We start from the raw sequence: 16,321 nt of genomic DNA on the forward strand, positions 1-16,321 counted from the left end.
AGAATCAGGCCATCCGGTTCCCACGATAGGCGTCGTCGGGGCTCAGAACAATACCAATAAAATCAGCGCGGAGATTTGCCATGAGTGCGCCCGACACGACCGCCATTCCGAAAGCCACGGCTCGCCCGGGACCTTTCGACTGGTATCGCAACATCAATCAACAGGAACGCCGCACCTTCTGGAGCTGCAAGATTGGCTATGGCCTGGACGGCATGGATACCCAGATGCTCAGCTTCGTGGTGCCGACCCTGATTGCCATGTGGGGCATCACCACCGGCCAGGCCGGACTGATTCACACCAGCACGCTGATCGCCTCGGCCATTGGTGGCTGGGTCGCAGGAATTCTCTCTGATCGCATCGGCCGCGTTCGTACGCTGCAACTGACAGTGCTGTGGTTTGCCTTCTTCACCTTTCTCTGCGGTTTTGCCCAGAGCTACGAACAACTGCTGATCGCGCGCACCCTGATGGGTTTCGGCTTTGGTGGCGAGTGGACCGCTGGTGCAGTGCTGATCGGTGAAGTGATTCGGGCCAAGGACCGCGGCAAGGCGGTGGGCATGGTCCAGTCCGGCTGGGCATTGGGCTGGGGTCTGACGGCGATCCTCTATGCGTTGCTGTTCTCGGTGCTGCCACCGGAAGACGCTTGGCGCGCACTGTTCATTCTCGGCATCGTGCCGGCGATTTTCGTCATCTTCGTCCGTCGTCTGGTCAAAGACCCGGAAATCTACCGTCAAGCCAAAGCCAAGGAAGCGCCCAGCAATCCCTCGAAGTTCTACGAGATTTTCGCTCCTGGCATGCTCTTCACCACGATTCGCGCTTCGTTGCTGACCACCGGGGCGCTGGGTGGTTATTACGCGATCACCTCCTGGCTGCCGACCTTCCTGAAGAACGAGCGCGGATTGAGCGTACTGGGCACCGGCGGTTATCTGGCGATGGTGATCATCGGTTCCTACGTCGGCTACGTCATCAGCGCTTATTTGACCGACATCCTCGGCCGAAAAAAGAACTTCATCCTGTTCGCGGTGGGTTCGTTCACTATCGTCTTGCTCTACACCCAGATGCCGGTCAGTAATGATGTGATGCTGTGGCTGGGCTTTCCACTGGGCTTCTTCTCCTCGGGAATTTTCAGTGGCATGGGCGCGTTCCTGACGGAGTTGTTCCCCACGCGCATTCGCGGTTCGGGCCAGGGCTTTTGCTACAACATCGGTCGGGCGCTGGCGGCCTTGTTCCCGCTGTTGATCGGCCTGCTCAGCCAGACCGTGCCGCTTAGCGTGGGTATCGGTTCCTTTGCGGCGGTGTCCTACGGCGTGGTTATCCTCGCCGCCCTGAGCCTGCCGGAAACCCGCGGCAAACAACTCGACGCCCAGTAACTGATAACCTGCGGGAGTGTCCTACGGATATGTCCCGCAGCAAAAAAAGAATAAAACCTACAGGAGTGTTCATCGTGAGCCGCCTGCTATTGAACTGCGACATCGGCGAGAGTTTCGGCAACTGGAACATGGGTCTGGACGCTGAGGTCATGCCCTTTATCGATTGCGCCAACATCGCCTGCGGTTTCCATGCCGGCGACCCGAGCATCATGCGCAAGACCGTCAGCCTGGCCCTCAGTCACGGCGTGCAAATCGGCGCGCATCCGGCCTATCAGGACTTGGTGGGGTTCGGCCGTCGTTCCATGACCTACGCCGCCCAGGAACTCCAGGACATCCTGCATTACCAGATCGGCGCCCTCGACGGCATCTGCCGGGCTCAGGGCGGTCGGGTCAGTTACGTCAAACCCCACGGCGCGATGTACAACGACATGATGGCCAATCCGGCGCAGTTGCGTGCGGTGCTGCAGGCCGTGGCCGCCTACGACCGTAGCTTGCCGTTGATGTTGATGGCCACCCGCGACAACAGCGCCGCACAGCAATTAGGCGCTGAGTACGGCGTGACCCTGTGGTTCGAAGCTTTTGCCGATCGTGCCTACGACAGCGCCGGCCGGCTGGTTTCGCGAAGCCTGCCGGGGGCGGTGCATCACGAACCGGAGAAAATCATTGAGCAGGCGTTGATCATCGCCCGTGGTGATCACCTGACGGCCAGCGACGGCAGTGCCTTGCATTTGCAGGCCAACACCCTGTGCGTGCACGGCGATAACGCCAGTTCGGTGGCGGCCGTGCAACGTATCCGCCAAGCCTTGAATGAGCAGGGCGCGTCATGAAGCTGCGGGTGGAAGTGGTGGCGCTCGATTGCCTGATGGTGCGCCTGTTCGATGAAATCGCCGAGGCCAACATGCCTTGGATGCTGGCGGCCAGCGAAAGCCTGCGGGCAGCGTTCGGCGAACACCTGATCGACCTGGTGCCGTCCTACACGACCTTGATGGTGCATTACGACCTGATTGCGTTGAACCCGGCCCAGGCCCGGGAATTGATCGCCGAAGCGTTGATTGACCTGTCCCCTAACGCACGTACTCGCGGCACCTGTCATGTGTTGCCGGTGTGGTATGACTTGAGTGTCGGCCCGGAGTTGACCCTGCTATCGCAGCGCAGTGGACTGGCGGTGGAAGAGGTGATCCGCCGTCACAGCGAGCGTGAATATCAAGTATTCGCCTTGGGCTTCGCCCCAGGATTCGCTTTTATGGGACTGGTGGAAGAAGTGCTCGCCGCGCCGCGGCTGAGCACGCCGCGCAAGAAAGTCGCCGCCGGCAGTGTCGGCATTGCCGAACGGCAGACGGCGGCTTATCCGGTGGTATCGCCGGGTGGCTGGAACCTGATCGGCCGCACCCCGGCCAAATTGTTCGACCGCAACCGTGATGGCTACAGCCTGATGCAACCGGGCGACACCGTGCGTTTCGAAGCGGTCGGTCATGCCGAGTTCATCAATTTGGGCGGTGACGACACACCTCTGGAGGCCCTGGCATGAGCCGACTGACGATTGAAGCCAGTACACCGCTGTGCCTGTTGCAGGACGCCGGTCGATTCGGCGTGCGCCATCTGGGTGTGACCCAGGGCGGCGGACTGGATTGGCGGTCGATGTCCTGGGCCAACTGGTTGCTGGGTAACGGGCTGGATGCGCCTGTCGTCGAAATCACCCTGGGCGGTTTCACCGTGGTGGCTGACGAGGATTGCGTGCTGGCGCTGTCTGGGGCGGATCTGGGCGCACAGGTGGACGGCGAGGCGCTGGCACCGTGGCGCAGTTTCCGGCTGCGCAAAGGTCAACGTCTGCAATTCACCCAGCCGATACTCGGCGCTCGCGCTTACCTGGCCGCACCGGGCGGGTTTGATGCACCCAAGGTATTGGGCAGCAGCGCGACGGTGGTTCGTGAAGAACTGGGCGGGCTGGATGGCATGGGGCGTGCGTTGAGTAAAGGTGCCTGCTTGAGCTATTCGGGCAATTGCGTGATTTTGCTGCGAGAGTTGACGGCGCAACAGCGACCGGACTTGAGCCTCAATGCACCTTTGGACCTGGTGCTGGGTGCCCAAATCGGCGAGTTCAGCGGGCAAAGCCTGTTCGATGCGTTCAACAGCGTGTGGAGCCTCGACAGTCGCGCCGACCGGATGGGTATTCGCCTGCTGGGTACGGCGTTGCAGTACCTGGGCAAGCCGATGATTTCCGAAGGTATCCCGCTGGGCGCGGTCCAGGTGCCACCGGATGGGCAGCCGATTGTGTTGCTCAATGACCGGCAGACCATTGGCGGTTATCCGCGCTTGGGGGCGTTGACGCCGTTGGCGCTGGCCCGGTTGGCGCAGTGCTTGCCGGGGACGCAGGTGCGGTTGCGGCCGGTGGTGCAGGAAGTGGCGCATCAGGAGCAGGTCGAGTATTTGCAGCGGTTTTTAAACCGCTAAAAGCATCGCGGGCAAGCCTCGCTCCTACAGGATTTACACACGACCCGTAGGAGCGAGGCTTGCCCGCGATGGCGTCAGCATTGGCGGTTATCCGCGCTTGGGGGCGTTGACGCCGTTGGCGCTGGCCCGGTTGGCACAGTGCCTGCCGGGGACGCAGGTGCGGTTGCGGCCGGTGGTGCAGGAAGTGGCGCATCGGGAGCAGGTCGAGTATTTGCAGCGGTTTTGAACCGTTAAAAGCATCGCGGGCAAGCCTCGCTCCTACAGGGTTTACACACGACCCGTAGGAGCGAGGCTTGCCCGCGATGGCGTCAGTCCAGTCAATGAGGACTATTTGGACAGAAACCGCATCCCTTCCTCTAATCCCCGCAATGTCAGCGGATACATCTGATCCTCGATCAAATCCCGAACAATGTTGGTCGACGAGGTATAGCCCCAGGTGTCTTTCGGGTACGGGTTGATCCAGATGAGTTTCTTGTACTTCTCCTTGAAACGCTGCATCCACACGTAACCGGCTTCTTCGTTCCAATGCTCGACGCTGCCGCCCGGCTGGGTGATTTCGTAGGGCGCCATGGCGGCGTCACCGATGAAGATCACTTTGTAGTCAGCACCGTACTTGTGCAGCAGGTCCATGGTTGAGGTGCGCTCGGACGTGCGGCGCATGTTGTTCTTCCACACCGACTCATAAATGAAGTTGTGGAAGTAGAAGTACTCCAGGTGCTTGAACTCGGTCTTGCAGGCCGAGAACAGTTCCTCGCAGATTTTCACATGAGCATCCATCGAGCCGCCGATGTCGAACAGCAGCAACAACTTCACGGTGTTGCGCCGCTCCGGTCGCATTTGGATATTCAGCAGCCCGGCATCCTTGGCGGTGTGGTCGATGGTGCCATCGATGTCCAGCTCCTCCGCCGCACCTTGGCGGGCGAACTTGCGCAGACGGCGCAGGGCGACCTTGATGTTGCGCGTGCCCAGCTCCACGGAGTCATCGAGGTTCTTGTACTCGCGCTGGTCCCACACCTTGACCGCTCTGCCCTGGCGTTTGCCGGCATCGCCGACTCGAATCCCTTCGGGATTGAAACCGCCGGAACCGAACGGGCTGGTACCACCAGTGCCGATCCACTTGTTACCGCCGGCGTGGCGTTCCTTCTGTTCTTCCAGGCGTTTCTTGAACTCTTCGATCAGCTTGTCCAGGCCACCGAGGGACTGGATCGCTGCCCGCTCTTCATCGGTCAGGGAGCGTTCGAATTCCTTGCGCAGCCAGTCTTCCGGAATCAGCGCCTGCAAATGGTCGTCGAGTTTTTCCAGGCCATTGAAGTAGGCCCCAAACGCCCGGTCGAACTTATCGAAATGCCGTTCGTCCTTCACCAGGATCGCCCGGGACAAGTAGTAAAACTCGTCCATGTCGGCGAAGGTCACGCGCTGTTTCAGCGCGTTGATCAGGTCCAGCAGCTCGCGCACCGAGACCGGGACCTTGGCGGCGCGCATTTCATTGAACAGGTTGAGCAACATGGCGATCAGCCTCTTAGCGAGTACCGCGACGGCTCATGAATGCCAGACGCTCGAGCAATTGCACGTCCTGTTCGTTCTTCACCAGAGCACCCGCCAGCGGTGGGATGGCCTTGGTCGGATCGCGTTCACGCAGCACCGCTTCGCCAATATTGTCGGCCATCAACAGCTTCAACCAGTCCACCAGCTCGGAGGTCGAGGGCTTCTTCTTCAGGCCCGGCACCTTGCGCACGTCGAAGAACACGTCCAGCGCTTCACTGACCAGGTCTTTCTTGATGTCCGGGTAGTGGACGTCGACGATTTTCTGCAGGGTAGTGCGATCGGGGAAGGCGATGTAGTGGAAGAAGCAGCGGCGCAGGAAGGCGTCCGGCAGTTCTTTTTCGTTGTTCGAGGTAATGATGATGATCGGGCGTTTCTTGGCCTTGATCGTCTCGTCGATCTCGTAAACGTAGAACTCCATCTTGTCGAGTTCTTGCAGCAGGTCGTTGGGGAACTCGATGTCGGCCTTGTCGATTTCATCGATCAGCAGAATGACCCGCTCGTCGGACTCGAAGGCTTCCCAAAGCTTGCCTTTCTTCAGGTAGTTGCGCACGTCATGGACCTTGTCCACGCCCAGTTGCGAATCGCGCAGACGGCTGACGGCGTCGTACTCGTAGAGGCCTTGATGGGCCTTGGTGGTGGATTTGATGTGCCAGGTGATCAGCTTGGCGCCAAAGGATTCGGCCAGTTGCTCGGCGAGCATGGTCTTGCCGGTGCCCGGTTCGCCCTTGACCAGCAACGGCCGCTCCAGGGTGATGGCGGCGTTGACCGCCAGCTTCAGGTCATCGGTGGCGACGTAGGCCTGGGTGCCTTCGAACTTCATTTGCTAATCCTCGAACGAAAATGCCGACCTGAACGAGGCAGGGCGGGGCGCAATAAATGGTCAGCCTCGACTATAACGCGCTGCCCGGTCGACTGTGAACGCAGACGGCTTATTCAGTCTCTGAATGGAGCGTCACATCTTGACTCAGTCTCGGCGCTGGGCCAGCATTGAGCTATCGCCATATTGGCGATAGCTTGCGAGGCATGTCTACTAAATATCGATTTCGAGATACATATCGCATTCAGTTGCGTGAGAAAGATCATCCGCCACCCCATGTTCACCTGACCGGTGGTGGGCTGGATGTCATGCTCAGCCTTGAAACCATCGAGGTGATGGTGGGCAAGGCACCACCGTTGATTATCAGGGAAGCGTTGGAATGGGTAAGGGCCCATCAGGCGCAATTGCTGGAGGAGTGGAAACGATGTTACCCATGAAGCGACCGCGGCTATCGGCAGTGCGGGTGTTACCGGACTATCACTTGGCGTTGACGTTTATCGATGGTCAACAGCTGACCCTTGACCTGAGCCGCGACCTGTTGGCCTTTCCAGGGTTACAACCACTCCTGGGTAGTGCCTTTGACGGCGCGGTACTGGGCGATGATGGCTGGAGTGTCGAATGGCCTGAACAGGATATCCAGATCGGCGCCGACACCCTGTATCTGGATGCGCTGGCGCAAAACGCGTCGGACGAAAATACCCGGATTTTCATCGACTGGCGCGCTCGTACCGGATTGCCATTGAATCAGGCCGCAGAGGCGCTTGGAGTGAGCGCCCGTAGCATCAGCCGATACAGCAGCGGTCGAGAAGCCGTGCCGCGCTCACTGGCCCTGGCTTGCTTGGGCTGGGACTTCCTGCAGCAGCAATCCAGAACGCCACGGGCAGCTGAAGAGACCGGCCGCTACACCGTCACGCGCAAACGTTAACCGGCATCCGGCTTCGGCTGTTCATAGCGGGCATTGAAGGCCTCGATGAAACCATTGCGCAAAATCTGCAAAAACGCCTGGAACGCGCTGATATCTTGTCGGTGTACGTTGCCATTGAGTTCGACACGAGTGGCAAACTGGTTTTTGCCCTGGTTTTTCAGCACGGTTTCGGAGCCGCCGACGATGGCTTCCCAAATAGATCGGAAAATTCCCTTGTCCTTGTTTTCCACGTCCTGTTGCCAATTGAAGACGTCGACGTCCCTCAGTAGCGGTTTGATGTAACCGGTCAGTTTGGCCTTTTGCGCTTGCGCTTCGATCACCACATCACCATGGCCGGCATTGAAATCGAACTTGCCATAGGCCGACGCGAAGTCGTTCATGCGTTTGAGCTCGATGTCCCTGGCTCTTAGGCGAAACTGGAAGTCTTCGAAGTTGCTCAGCGGGTCGAACGTGGCGCTGGTTTCAAGTGGTGCATGCCCCAGTAGAAGCGCCTTGCCTTCGAAACGAGCGTCGCGTTTGCCTTTTTTGTCGACCACATTGGTCAGGTTGTAAATGCTGGCGTCGATTTTTGTGGCATTCATGTTCACGGGGGGATTGGAATTGAAGTTGCGAAAGCTGATCTTGCCGTCATCGATCCGCACTTCGTTCAAAGTGATGGGCAGTAGTTTTCCCAATTGGGCGCGCCAATCAGTGCCTTCGCCTGTCTGGGAGTTCTTTTTATTGGCGCCGCCGTCGACGAAATTGATTTCGGGATTGATGAACTGCACCTTGGCCACCACTGCGTGGTCGTGCCAGAGGGAGTGCCAACTGACTGAAAGGTCGATCAACGGCGCATTGACGAAAGGTACCGGTACCTTGCCATCGACCTTGACGATTTTCAGACCGTTGATTTTGTAGGCGCCGCGCCACAGGGCCAGGTCCACGTCCGCGATCTGGCCGCGGTAGTCACCCATGTTCGCCAATTTGTCATTGAGGTAGTCACGCACCAGCCAGGGCAGGGCTAAGTGCAAGGCAATCAGCAGTGCAACGAGGCCGGCGAAGGTCCATAACGGCCAGCTGTATCGACGTTTCATGGCGGCAAATCTCTGGCAATCTAAAGCCATTGACTGCGCTGATAACTGGACGTTCGACCTGACTGGACGCCCACGGGCAACAGGCTTACCTTTGTGCGCTTATTGAATGCTGTATCAAGGACCCAGCCATGAGTCGTATTTTTGCTGACAACGCCCACTCCATCGGCAACACGCCGCTGGTGCAGATCAACCGTATCGCCCCGCGCGGTGTGACCATCCTGGCCAAGATCGAAGGGCGCAACCCAGGTTATTCGGTCAAATGCCGCATCGGCGCAAACATGATCTGGGACGCCGAAAGCACCGGCAAACTCAAGCCTGGCATGACCATTGTCGAGCCGACCTCTGGTAATACCGGTATCGGTCTGGCCTTCGTCGCTGCCGCCCGGGGCTATAAGCTGATGCTGACCATGCCGTCGTCCATGAGCATCGAACGACGCAAAGTGCTCAAGGCATTGGGGGCAGAACTGGTGTTGACCGAGCCGGCCAAGGGCATGAAGGGCGCGATCGAAAAGGCAGGTGAAATCGTCGCCAGCGACCCGTCCAGATACTTCATGCCAGCGCAGTTCGATAACCCGGCCAACCCTGCCATCCATGAAAAAACCACCGGCCCGGAAATCTGGAACGACACCGACGGCGCTATCGATGTGCTGGTGGCCGGCGTCGGAACCGGTGGAACCATCACTGGCGTTTCGCGGTATATCAAGAATACCCAGGGCAAACCGATTCTCTCCGTGGCGGTGGAACCGGCGGTGTCGCCGGTAATCACCCAGGCATTGGCTGGTCAGGAGATCAAGCCGAGCCCGCACAAGATCCAGGGTATAGGCGCGGGTTTTGTACCGAAGAACCTGGATCTGTCGATGGTTGACCGGGTGGAACTGGTCAGCGACGAGGAATCCAAGGCCATGGCCCTGCGTCTGATGCAGGAAGAAGGGATTTTGTGCGGCATCTCCTGTGGTGCGGCGATGGCGGTGGCGGCCCGGTTGGCCGAAACCCCGGAAATGCAGGGCAAGACAATTGTGGTGATTCTGCCGGACTCCGGGGAGCGTTACCTGTCGAGCATGCTGTTCAGCGATCTGTTCACCGAACAGGAGAATCAGCAGTAACGATTTGCAGACAGAGGGAGGTGGAGAAGGCGATGCCTTCTTCATCCGGGCTGATTCATGTCAGCCTGCGTTCAGGCATTGCATGTTAAGAAGCGTTTTATTACGCAATCTTTAATACTGAATGTTGCGACAGGCGGGTTTTTCCCCGGGTTGGCAGTGGGTATCATGCAGAAAACGACGTCGGGATGATGGCGTTGTGCAAACTGTCTATTACCAAGGAGTTGTTGATGACGTTTTCCTTTGTCGCAAAAGCCTCGCTATTGCTGCTGTTTCTCGGCAGTACGCTGTACGTGCATTTACGCGGCAAGGCGCGGTTGCCGGTCCTGCGGCAGTTCGTCAACCATTCGGCCCTGTTCGCACCCTACAACGCATTGATGTACCTGTTTTCCGGTGTACCCTCCAAACCCTATCTGGACCGCAGCAAATTCCCCGAACTGGACGTGCTCAAGGACAACTGGCAAGTCATTCGCGACGAAGCGATGCACCTGTTTGACGAGGGTTATATCCGCGCAGCGGAGAAGAACAACGATGCCGGATTTGGCTCGTTCTTCAAGAAAGGCTGGAAGCGTTTCTATCTCAAGTGGTACGACAAACCGCTGCCTTCGGCCGAACTTCTGTGCCCGAAAACCGTAGAGTTGGTCAGCAGCATTCCCAATGTCAAAGGCGCCATGTTTGCGCTGTTGCCGGGTGGCAGCCACCTCAATCCGCACCGTGATCCGTTTGGTGGCTCCCTGCGTTACCACTTGGGTTTGTCCACACCTAACTCCGACGATTGCCGCATCTTCGTCGATGGTCAGGTCTACGCCTGGCGTGACGGTGAAGATGTCATGTTCGATGAAACCTATGTGCACTGGGTCAAGAACGAAACCGACAAAACCAGGGTTATCCTGTTTTGCGATATCGAGCGGCCGCTGAACAATCGCCTGATGACTCGCCTCAACCGCTCGATCAGTGCTTTTCTAGGCCGCGCCACCGCGCCACAAAACCTTGATGAGGAAAGGGTGGGCGGGATCAACCGGGCCTATGCCTGGAGCAAGAATTCCAGTGACAAGTTCAGTGGTGTGGTCAAGCAATGGAAGCGGCGCAACCCTAAAGCCTACCGTGTAATGCGCCCGGTTTTGGCAGTGGCGGTGCTGACGTTATTGGGCTACTGGCTATTCGGTTGAAGCAAATTCTCTGTAGGAGCGAGCCTGCTCGCGATGGACGTTAACGATAACGCGTACGTGCTGGGTGAACGCGGCATCCTTGAGACCATCGCGAGCAGGCTCGCTCCTACAGGAGGCCGTTCAACTTATTGCAATCCATGTCGAACGCTGGTTATAGTCGGCGCACCGTGAGTCTCAGAACTTACTTTTTCATCCCTCTACAAAAGATCAGCCCATGCCTGCATCCCACATCAACGCGGTAGTCGATTCAGCGGTCAACGCTGGCGTCGTGCCGTGCGGGAATCAGCAGCCTGTGCAGATCAGTCATTACCCTCCACCTGTCAGTAGCACGTCGGTGTACGCAGTCGTATCACCGCCGGGCGTTGGCGTTCGGGGCTGATCAGCGTTTTTCTGCTGATTTCCTGCACCCGCCTGAAAAAACTACTGAATTTCAGCTTCGGCTGAGTTGGCTCTTTGCCTGACTACAGGTGGTATTCATGTTTGTCCTTACTCAAAAGTCCGCGCTCGCGGCGGCTTCCACGAGCCTGTTCGTCCTGCTGTGGAGCAGCGGGGCGATTTTCTCCAAATGGGGGTTGGCCCATGCGGCGCCCTTTGCCTTTCTGCTGATTCGCTTTGTCATCGCCTTGTGCGGTTTGTTGTTGCTGGTGCCGTTGCTCAAGCTGAAGTTGCCAAAGGGCGGTAAACCGATGCTGTACGCGATGGCCACCGGGGTGGTGTTGCTGGGGGCTTATCAGATTTTCTATCTGCTGGCCCTGGACCTGAAAGTTACGCCGGGGGTCATGGCGACCATCATGGGCGTGCAGCCGATTCTCACGGTGGTGATTATGGAGCGGCAGCGCTCGGCCAGCCGGATGTTTGGCCTGACGCTGGGGTTGGCCGGGTTGATCATGGTGGTTTATCAGGGCATCGGCCTGGCCGGAATGTCGCTGGCCGGGATGCTTTTCGGTTTGCTGGCGCTGGCGAGCATGACGTTCGGCTCGATCATGCAGAAGCGCATCACCGACAATCCGCTCGGGACGCTGCCGGTGCAGTACCTGGCCGGACTGTTGCTTTGCGGGATCTTCGTGCCGTTCCAGCCATTTCATTTCGAGCACAGCAGCGGTTTTATTCTGCCGGTGTTGTGGATGGGGCTGGTGGTGTCGGTGCTGGCGACCTTGCTGTTGTATCGCTTGATCGCCCGGGGCAATCTGGTGAATGTCACCAGTCTGTTCTACCTGGTGCCGGCGGTGACGGCGGTGATGGACTACCTGATTTTCGGGAATCGATTGGCGACCTTGAGCATGCTTGGCATGTTGTTGATCATCGTCGGCTTGGTCTTCGTATTCCGTAAAACAGCCTAAACGCTTCCCCCTGTAGGAGCTGTCGAGTGCAACGAGGCTGCGATCTTTTGATCTTGCATTTAACAATCAAAAGATCGCAGCCTCGTTGCACTCGACAGCTCCTACAGGATTTTTTCATTTGGCTAGCGCATGCTCGGCCCGCACCGAATTCATGAACGCCTGCATCGCCGACGATTGAATGCGATGACGGCGGGTGATCAACCCGTACGGCGGCAGTCGTGCTTCAAACTTGATCGGCAGTACCGCCAATAGATCACGCCCCGGGTAATCCTCGACCACCGACACCGGCGTCACGCCAAGCATGTCGGTCTGCTGGATCAACGAGAGCAAGGTCATGATCGAGGTGGTTTCGACGATGCTGCTGGGGATATCGACCCGCGCATTGTGGAATACCTGATTGATGATTGCGCGCATCGGGCTCGGGTGTTGTTGCAGCACCCACGTCTGATTCTGCAATTCAGCCCAGGTCAGTTGTGTTTCATTTGCCAATGGGTTCTGCGCACCACAAATCACGCACAAGGCCTCTTCACCGAGGCTGTCGAAGAGCAACTCTTCGGCCCGCGCCCCGACCGGGATTCGCCCGAGCACCACATCCAGTTGATCCTGCAACAATGCCTGCACCAGCACGTCGCTGGTATCGACCTGAATGCTCATGGACAAGCGTGGGTGGCTCTGTTTCAAAGTGGCGATGGTGCGGGTCAACAAGCCCGACGCCAGCGCCGGAATGGCCCCGACGGCGACCCGGCCAAGGTTGCCGGACTCCAGCGCCACCAGCTCCTCACGCATGCCGCTGAGTTCGGCAAACACCATGCGCGCGTAGTAGATGACGGTTTCCCCGAACGGGGTCGAACGCATGCCCCGGGGCAGGCGTTCGAAGAGTTCGACACCGAGCAAGTCCTCGGCCTCATGCAGCATTTTGGTGGCCGCCGGTTGCGTCATGCCGATGTGGTCGGCAGCGCGGCGCAACGAGCCGAATTCCTGCAACGCCAGCATCAGCCGCAGTTGGCGCAGACGCAGGCGACTGTGGATCACATTAGCATCAGGAATCCGGGCATCAGGAATTCGGGTCATGGGCCGCGCTCGCAAGAAAGACTGCGGCAAGCCTGACAATAAATGTCAGGCGTTGCCAGCATTGCTGTGTCACAGCACCGATTTTGCTTTGGCGACGGGGGATTTGCGCAGCCCCATCAGTGATTGCAGGGCTTTGGAAATCAGCGGCCAGAACAGCATCAGCAGTGCCGCCGTGGTCAGGCTACCCACCAGTGGGTTGGACCAGAAAATCCCGATGTGCCCGTCAGAAAACAGCATCGACTGACGGAATGCATCTTCCGCCTTGTCGCCCAACACCGCCGCCAATACCAGTGGTGCGATGGGGTAGCCGAGCTTTTTGAACAGGTAGCCCAGCGCACCGAAGCCCAGCATCAGCACCACGTCGAAGAACGAGTTGTGCACTGAGTACGCACCGATGGCACAGACCATGATGATGATCGGCGCGATGATCGAGAACGGAATGCGCAGGATCGAGGCGAACAGCGGCACGGTGGCCAGCACCACGATCAGACTCACCACGTTGCCCAGGTACATGCTCGCAATCAGCCCCCAGACAAAGTCATGCTGCTCGACGAACAGCGTCGGGCCGGGATGCAAGCCCCAGATCATCAGGCCGCCGAGCATCACCGCCGCCGTGGCCGAACCGGGAATGCCCAGGGTCAGCATCGGCAGCAGGGCGCTGGTGCCGGCGGCGTGGTCGGCGGTTTCCGGGGCGATCACGCCTTCGACTTCGCCCTTGCCGAAGTTGTCGCGGTTCTTCGAGAAGCGACGGGCCAGGCTGTAGCTCATGAACGAGGCCGCCGTCGGCCCGCCGGGGGTAATGCCCATCCAGCAGCCCACCAGGGTGCTACGCACAATGGTCCACCAGTAGCGGGGCAGCTTGGCCCAGGTCCGCAAGATCACCATCGGTGTAATGCGTGCATGTTCGCCACGGAACACCAGACCTTCTTCGACGGTGCAGAGGATTTCGCCGATGCCGAACAAACCGATCACCGCCACTTCGAAGCTGATGCCCGTCATCAGGATCGGCTGGTCGAAGGTCAGGCGCAGGTTGCCGGACACCGTGTCCATGCCCACCGCCGCCATGGCGAAACCGATCATCATCGCCACCACGGTTTTCAGCGGCGGGTTCTTGCTCATGCCGATGAAGGTACAAAACGCCAACAGGTACACCGCAAAGAACTCCGGCGAACTGAAGGACATGGCGAACTCGGCGATGCGGGTCGACAGGAATGTCAGCAGTAATACGCCGCACAGGGCACCAATCAACGCCGAACTGAACGCGGCAGTCAGCGCTTCGGCGGCGCGGCCTTCGCGGGCCATCGGGTAGCCGTCGAAGGTGGTTGCCACCGATGAGGGTTCACCGGGAATGTTGAACAGAATCGAGGTGATCGAACCGCCGAACAACGCCCCCCAATACATGCACGACAGTAAGATGATCGCCGACACCGGTGACATGGTGAACGTCAGCGGTAACAGCAACGCCACGCCGTTGGGGGCGCCGAGGCCGGGTAACACGCCGACCAGAATGCCCAGCAGCACGCCGACCACCATCAGGCCGATATGGCCTGGAGTAAGGATCAGGTTCATGCCTTGCAGCAGGGAATCGAATTCGCTCATTTGAAGTGCCTCCCGGCCAGGGCAATCCAGTCGCCCAGGGGGCCTGCATCCAGTGGGACCTTGAACCACAGCGCGAAAATCAGGTAACTGGCGAGCACCGCGCCGAAGGACACGCTGGCGATCATCCACTTGCCATAAGGTTTGGCTCGCACCCGGTCACGCCACATGAACCAGGCGATGAACGCTGCCGAGGCGAGGTAGATGCCGGTGAACGGCATGGCGCCGACGAACAGCGCAATGGGTACGAACACCGACATCACTTGCCGGAACGCACTGCGACTGACGAAGGCAACGCTCAAGGCTTGCCAGCGCACCAACGCCAGCACGCCGTTGGCTACGCTCGCGGCACTCAACAACAGGCCGATGTAGAAGGGGAAGTAGCCCGGCTCGGGGCCGGCATCGCCCCAGCCGATACCTTGTTCGAGGCTGCCGAACATCACCACCACGCCGATCAGAGTGGTGAACAGCGTCAGGCCAAGCTCGACCCAACGGGTACCGACCAGCGCCGGTGAATCCGAAGAATGGGACATGAAAAAATCTCCAGCAGGTGACGGCCGCCCGCGAGCGAGCGGCCGTGGCAGCGTCAGTTTTTCAGCCAGCCGGCTTCCTTGAACACCGGCGTGACACGGGCGGTGTCCTGCTCGATGTAGGCGGTCAGCGGCTCACCTTCGAGGAAGGTCGGTACCAGCGCGTTCTGTTTCACGTAGGCCTTGAACTCATCGGTCTGGGTGACTTTGCGCATCAGCTCGACGTAGAACGCGCGCTGCTCGGCGCTGACGTCGCCGGGCATGAACACGGTGCGCGGGAAGCGGTATTGATCGATACCCAGGCCCTGTTCGTGGCAGGTGGGAACGTCGGCCCAGGCTTTGTCGCCGGCGACTTTTTCGGTGTAGGCCATGCGCTCCTTGCTGAACACACAGAGCGGTTCGACCTGATCGCCACGCCACTGGCTGATGCTCTCGCTGGGGTTGTTGACGTTGGCGGCGATGTGCTTGCCGGCCAGTTGGGTCGCGGCTTCGCTGCCGCTCTTGAAGGGGATGTACACCAGTTTGCTGTTGTTGGTCTGGTTCAGTAGCAGGGTCAGAGTCTGGTCGACGTCCTTGGACTGGCTGCCGCCCATGCGCAGGTTCGACGGGTCGGCCTTGACCGCGTCATAGAAGCCCTTGGCGTCTTTCCACGGCGCACCCTTGTAGCTCCAGAGAATGAAGTCATCCTCGGCCACGGCGGCAATCGGCGTCAGTTCCTGCCATTGGTAACCGAGTTTGGATACCAGTGGCAGCAGGTAGATGTTGTTGGTGCCGATCACCAGCTTCTCGGCATCGCCCTTGTTCATCTTCATGTCGAGGAAGGCTTCGGCACCGTTGCCGCCGCCCTTGTTGAGGACGATGGTGTTGACGTCCAGCAGCTTGTGGGTGGTGATGATCGACTGGATCAGGCGACCGAGCTGGTCGGTGCCACCGCCAGGACCACCGGCGACGACGATTTCGACGTTCTTGTCAGGCTGCCAGGCAGCCTGCGCGAGGGTAGGGAGGGCGCCTGCGGTGAGCAGGGTGCAACCAAGAAACAGACGGGATGTGCGACGGACGAATGCATTTCGCATGGAAGGGCCTCGTTTTTTGTAGTTGTTATGAGTGGCTTGTCTGCGCGGTAAAGCCGCAAGCCTGGGCCGAGTGTGGGAACGCCGCGTCGCCGCGTCTAGTCAAAACAATACATACACCGATAGCCTGGGGTTATAGCTGCTTGATGCGAAGCTTGAAGCGCTAGCGCAATGACCCGGAATAGAGCCGTTGCTGTAACAAGCAGAAACAGTGCTTGCGGGCTGAAAGCCCATTGAAAGCAGGATATGCCATAACCCGAGGCTATC

16 protein-coding genes and 1 pseudogene are annotated in these 16,321 nt (G+C 59.0%); 10 read left to right on the forward strand and 7 right to left on the reverse strand.

Features of this window, described 5'->3' with window-relative positions; genetic code table 11:
• The first annotated feature begins 80 nt into the window (after positions 1 to 80).
• From ABTV22_RS07185 to ABTV22_RS07205, 5 genes and pseudogenes are all read left to right on the forward strand, one after another.
• Positions 81 to 1,367 (forward strand): MFS transporter, encoded by a 1,287-nt coding sequence (locus ABTV22_RS07185; protein ID WP_433739209.1) that lies wholly within the window; start codon positions 81 to 83, stop codon positions 1,365 to 1,367.
• Positions 1,368 to 1,441: 74 nt separating this feature from the next.
• Positions 1,442 to 2,194, forward strand: a complete 753-nt coding sequence (locus ABTV22_RS07190) for a 5-oxoprolinase subunit PxpA (RefSeq protein ID WP_433739210.1) — start codon at positions 1,442 to 1,444, stop codon at positions 2,192 to 2,194.
• The gene (gene pxpB, locus ABTV22_RS07195; RefSeq protein ID WP_433739211.1) at positions 2,191 to 2,895 is read left to right on the forward strand and encodes a 5-oxoprolinase subunit PxpB; all 705 of its coding nucleotides are present in this window, start codon (positions 2,191 to 2,193) and stop codon (positions 2,893 to 2,895) included. Before ABTV22_RS07190 ends, pxpB begins: the two co-directional genes overlap by 4 nt.
• Entirely contained in the window at positions 2,892 to 3,818 is a 927-nt protein-coding gene (locus ABTV22_RS07200; RefSeq protein WP_433739212.1) for a biotin-dependent carboxyltransferase family protein, read from the forward strand. Before pxpB ends, ABTV22_RS07200 begins: the two co-directional genes overlap by 4 nt.
• Before the next feature lie 73 nt (positions 3,819 to 3,891).
• A pseudogene (locus ABTV22_RS07205) lies at positions 3,892 to 4,044 on the forward strand (biotin-dependent carboxyltransferase family protein); the annotation flags it as partial.
• A 101-nt stretch (positions 4,045 to 4,145) separates the two neighbouring features.
• Here ABTV22_RS07205 and ABTV22_RS07210 read toward each other — a convergent pair.
• Together ABTV22_RS07210 and ABTV22_RS07215 are read right to left on the reverse strand one after the other, a co-directional pair.
• Complete coding sequence (locus tag ABTV22_RS07210) at positions 4,146 to 5,324, reverse strand: vWA domain-containing protein (protein ID WP_433739213.1); 1,179 nt, start codon at positions 5,322 to 5,324, stop codon at positions 4,146 to 4,148.
• Positions 5,325 to 5,337: 13 nt separating this feature from the next.
• The gene (locus tag ABTV22_RS07215; protein WP_433739214.1) at positions 5,338 to 6,183 is read right to left on the reverse strand and encodes an AAA family ATPase; all 846 of its coding nucleotides are present in this window, start codon (positions 6,181 to 6,183) and stop codon (positions 5,338 to 5,340) included.
• Between the two features lie 203 nt (positions 6,184 to 6,386).
• Here ABTV22_RS07215 and ABTV22_RS07220 point away from each other — a divergent pair, with 203 nt between their 5' ends.
• Positions 6,387 to 6,617 (forward strand): DUF4160 domain-containing protein, encoded by a 231-nt coding sequence (locus tag ABTV22_RS07220; RefSeq protein ID WP_433739215.1) that lies wholly within the window; start codon positions 6,387 to 6,389, stop codon positions 6,615 to 6,617.
• Positions 6,605 to 7,105, forward strand: coding sequence for a DUF2442 domain-containing protein (locus ABTV22_RS07225; protein ID WP_433739216.1), 501 nt, complete (start codon positions 6,605 to 6,607; stop codon positions 7,103 to 7,105). Before ABTV22_RS07220 ends, ABTV22_RS07225 begins: the two co-directional genes overlap by 13 nt.
• Here ABTV22_RS07225 and ABTV22_RS07230 read toward each other — a convergent pair.
• Positions 7,102 to 8,178, reverse strand: coding sequence for a DUF748 domain-containing protein (locus ABTV22_RS07230; protein ID WP_433739217.1), 1,077 nt, complete (start codon positions 8,176 to 8,178; stop codon positions 7,102 to 7,104). The two genes, ABTV22_RS07225 and ABTV22_RS07230, sit on opposite strands and share 4 nt — an antisense overlap.
• A gap of 128 nt (positions 8,179 to 8,306) precedes the next feature.
• Between ABTV22_RS07230 and cysK the strand changes: the two genes are divergently transcribed.
• From cysK to ABTV22_RS07245, 3 genes are all read left to right on the forward strand, one after another.
• Positions 8,307 to 9,281: a cysteine synthase A gene (gene cysK, locus ABTV22_RS07235; protein WP_433739218.1), complete on the forward strand. Its 975-nt coding sequence runs from the start codon at positions 8,307 to 8,309 to the stop codon at positions 9,279 to 9,281.
• A gap of 227 nt (positions 9,282 to 9,508) precedes the next feature.
• Positions 9,509 to 10,447, forward strand: coding sequence for an aspartyl/asparaginyl beta-hydroxylase domain-containing protein (locus ABTV22_RS07240; RefSeq protein ID WP_433739219.1), 939 nt, complete (start codon positions 9,509 to 9,511; stop codon positions 10,445 to 10,447).
• 476 nt (positions 10,448 to 10,923) lie between these two features.
• Positions 10,924 to 11,787, forward strand: coding sequence for a DMT family transporter (locus ABTV22_RS07245; RefSeq protein ID WP_433739220.1), 864 nt, complete (start codon positions 10,924 to 10,926; stop codon positions 11,785 to 11,787).
• 114 nt (positions 11,788 to 11,901) lie between these two features.
• Here ABTV22_RS07245 and ABTV22_RS07250 read toward each other — a convergent pair whose 3' ends face one another.
• The 4 genes from ABTV22_RS07250 to ABTV22_RS07265 form a co-directional block, all read right to left on the reverse strand.
• Positions 11,902 to 12,858, reverse strand: a complete 957-nt coding sequence (locus ABTV22_RS07250) for a LysR family transcriptional regulator (RefSeq protein ID WP_433739221.1) — start codon at positions 12,856 to 12,858, stop codon at positions 11,902 to 11,904.
• 69 nt (positions 12,859 to 12,927) lie between these two features.
• Positions 12,928 to 14,457 carry a tripartite tricarboxylate transporter permease gene (locus ABTV22_RS07255; RefSeq protein ID WP_433739222.1) on the reverse strand — a complete coding sequence of 510 codons (1,530 nt, stop codon included), beginning with the start codon at positions 14,455 to 14,457 and terminating at the stop codon, positions 12,928 to 12,930.
• Positions 14,454 to 14,987 (reverse strand): tripartite tricarboxylate transporter TctB family protein, encoded by a 534-nt coding sequence (locus ABTV22_RS07260; RefSeq protein ID WP_433739223.1) that lies wholly within the window; start codon positions 14,985 to 14,987, stop codon positions 14,454 to 14,456. The genes ABTV22_RS07255 and ABTV22_RS07260 overlap by 4 nt, the downstream gene beginning before the upstream one ends.
• Before the next feature lie 53 nt (positions 14,988 to 15,040).
• Positions 15,041 to 16,057, reverse strand: coding sequence for a Bug family tripartite tricarboxylate transporter substrate binding protein (locus tag ABTV22_RS07265; RefSeq protein ID WP_433739224.1), 1,017 nt, complete (start codon positions 16,055 to 16,057; stop codon positions 15,041 to 15,043).
• Positions 16,058 to 16,321 lie beyond the last annotated feature (264 nt).

This window comes from Pseudomonas putida, assembly GCF_050990305.1.
Taxonomy (GTDB): Bacteria; Pseudomonadota; Gammaproteobacteria; order Pseudomonadales; family Pseudomonadaceae; genus Aquipseudomonas; species Aquipseudomonas putida_AH.

Coding starts and splice junctions, on each gene's coding strand:
- ABTV22_RS07220 (WP_433739215.1), top strand. CDS start 6,387: ATGTCTACTAAATATCGATTTCGAGATACATATCGCATTCAGTTGCGT.
- ABTV22_RS07255 (WP_433739222.1), bottom strand. CDS start 14,457: ATGAGCGAATTCGATTCCCTGCTGCAAGGCATGAACCTGATCCTTACT.
- ABTV22_RS07250 (WP_433739221.1), bottom strand. CDS start 12,858: ATGACCCGAATTCCTGATGCCCGGATTCCTGATGCTAATGTGATCCAC.
- ABTV22_RS07185 (WP_433739209.1), top strand. CDS start 81: ATGAGTGCGCCCGACACGACCGCCATTCCGAAAGCCACGGCTCGCCCG.
- ABTV22_RS07260 (WP_433739223.1), bottom strand. CDS start 14,987: ATGTCCCATTCTTCGGATTCACCGGCGCTGGTCGGTACCCGTTGGGTC.
- ABTV22_RS07265 (WP_433739224.1), bottom strand. CDS start 16,057: ATGCGAAATGCATTCGTCCGTCGCACATCCCGTCTGTTTCTTGGTTGC.
- ABTV22_RS07230 (WP_433739217.1), bottom strand. CDS start 8,178: ATGAAACGTCGATACAGCTGGCCGTTATGGACCTTCGCCGGCCTCGTT.
- pxpB (WP_433739211.1), top strand. CDS start 2,191: ATGAAGCTGCGGGTGGAAGTGGTGGCGCTCGATTGCCTGATGGTGCGC.
- ABTV22_RS07200 (WP_433739212.1), top strand. CDS start 2,892: ATGAGCCGACTGACGATTGAAGCCAGTACACCGCTGTGCCTGTTGCAG.
- ABTV22_RS07245 (WP_433739220.1), top strand. CDS start 10,924: ATGTTTGTCCTTACTCAAAAGTCCGCGCTCGCGGCGGCTTCCACGAGC.
- ABTV22_RS07225 (WP_433739216.1), top strand. CDS start 6,605: ATGTTACCCATGAAGCGACCGCGGCTATCGGCAGTGCGGGTGTTACCG.
- ABTV22_RS07215 (WP_433739214.1), bottom strand. CDS start 6,183: ATGAAGTTCGAAGGCACCCAGGCCTACGTCGCCACCGATGACCTGAAG.
- ABTV22_RS07210 (WP_433739213.1), bottom strand. CDS start 5,324: ATGTTGCTCAACCTGTTCAATGAAATGCGCGCCGCCAAGGTCCCGGTC.
- cysK (WP_433739218.1), top strand. CDS start 8,307: ATGAGTCGTATTTTTGCTGACAACGCCCACTCCATCGGCAACACGCCG.
- ABTV22_RS07240 (WP_433739219.1), top strand. CDS start 9,509: ATGACGTTTTCCTTTGTCGCAAAAGCCTCGCTATTGCTGCTGTTTCTC.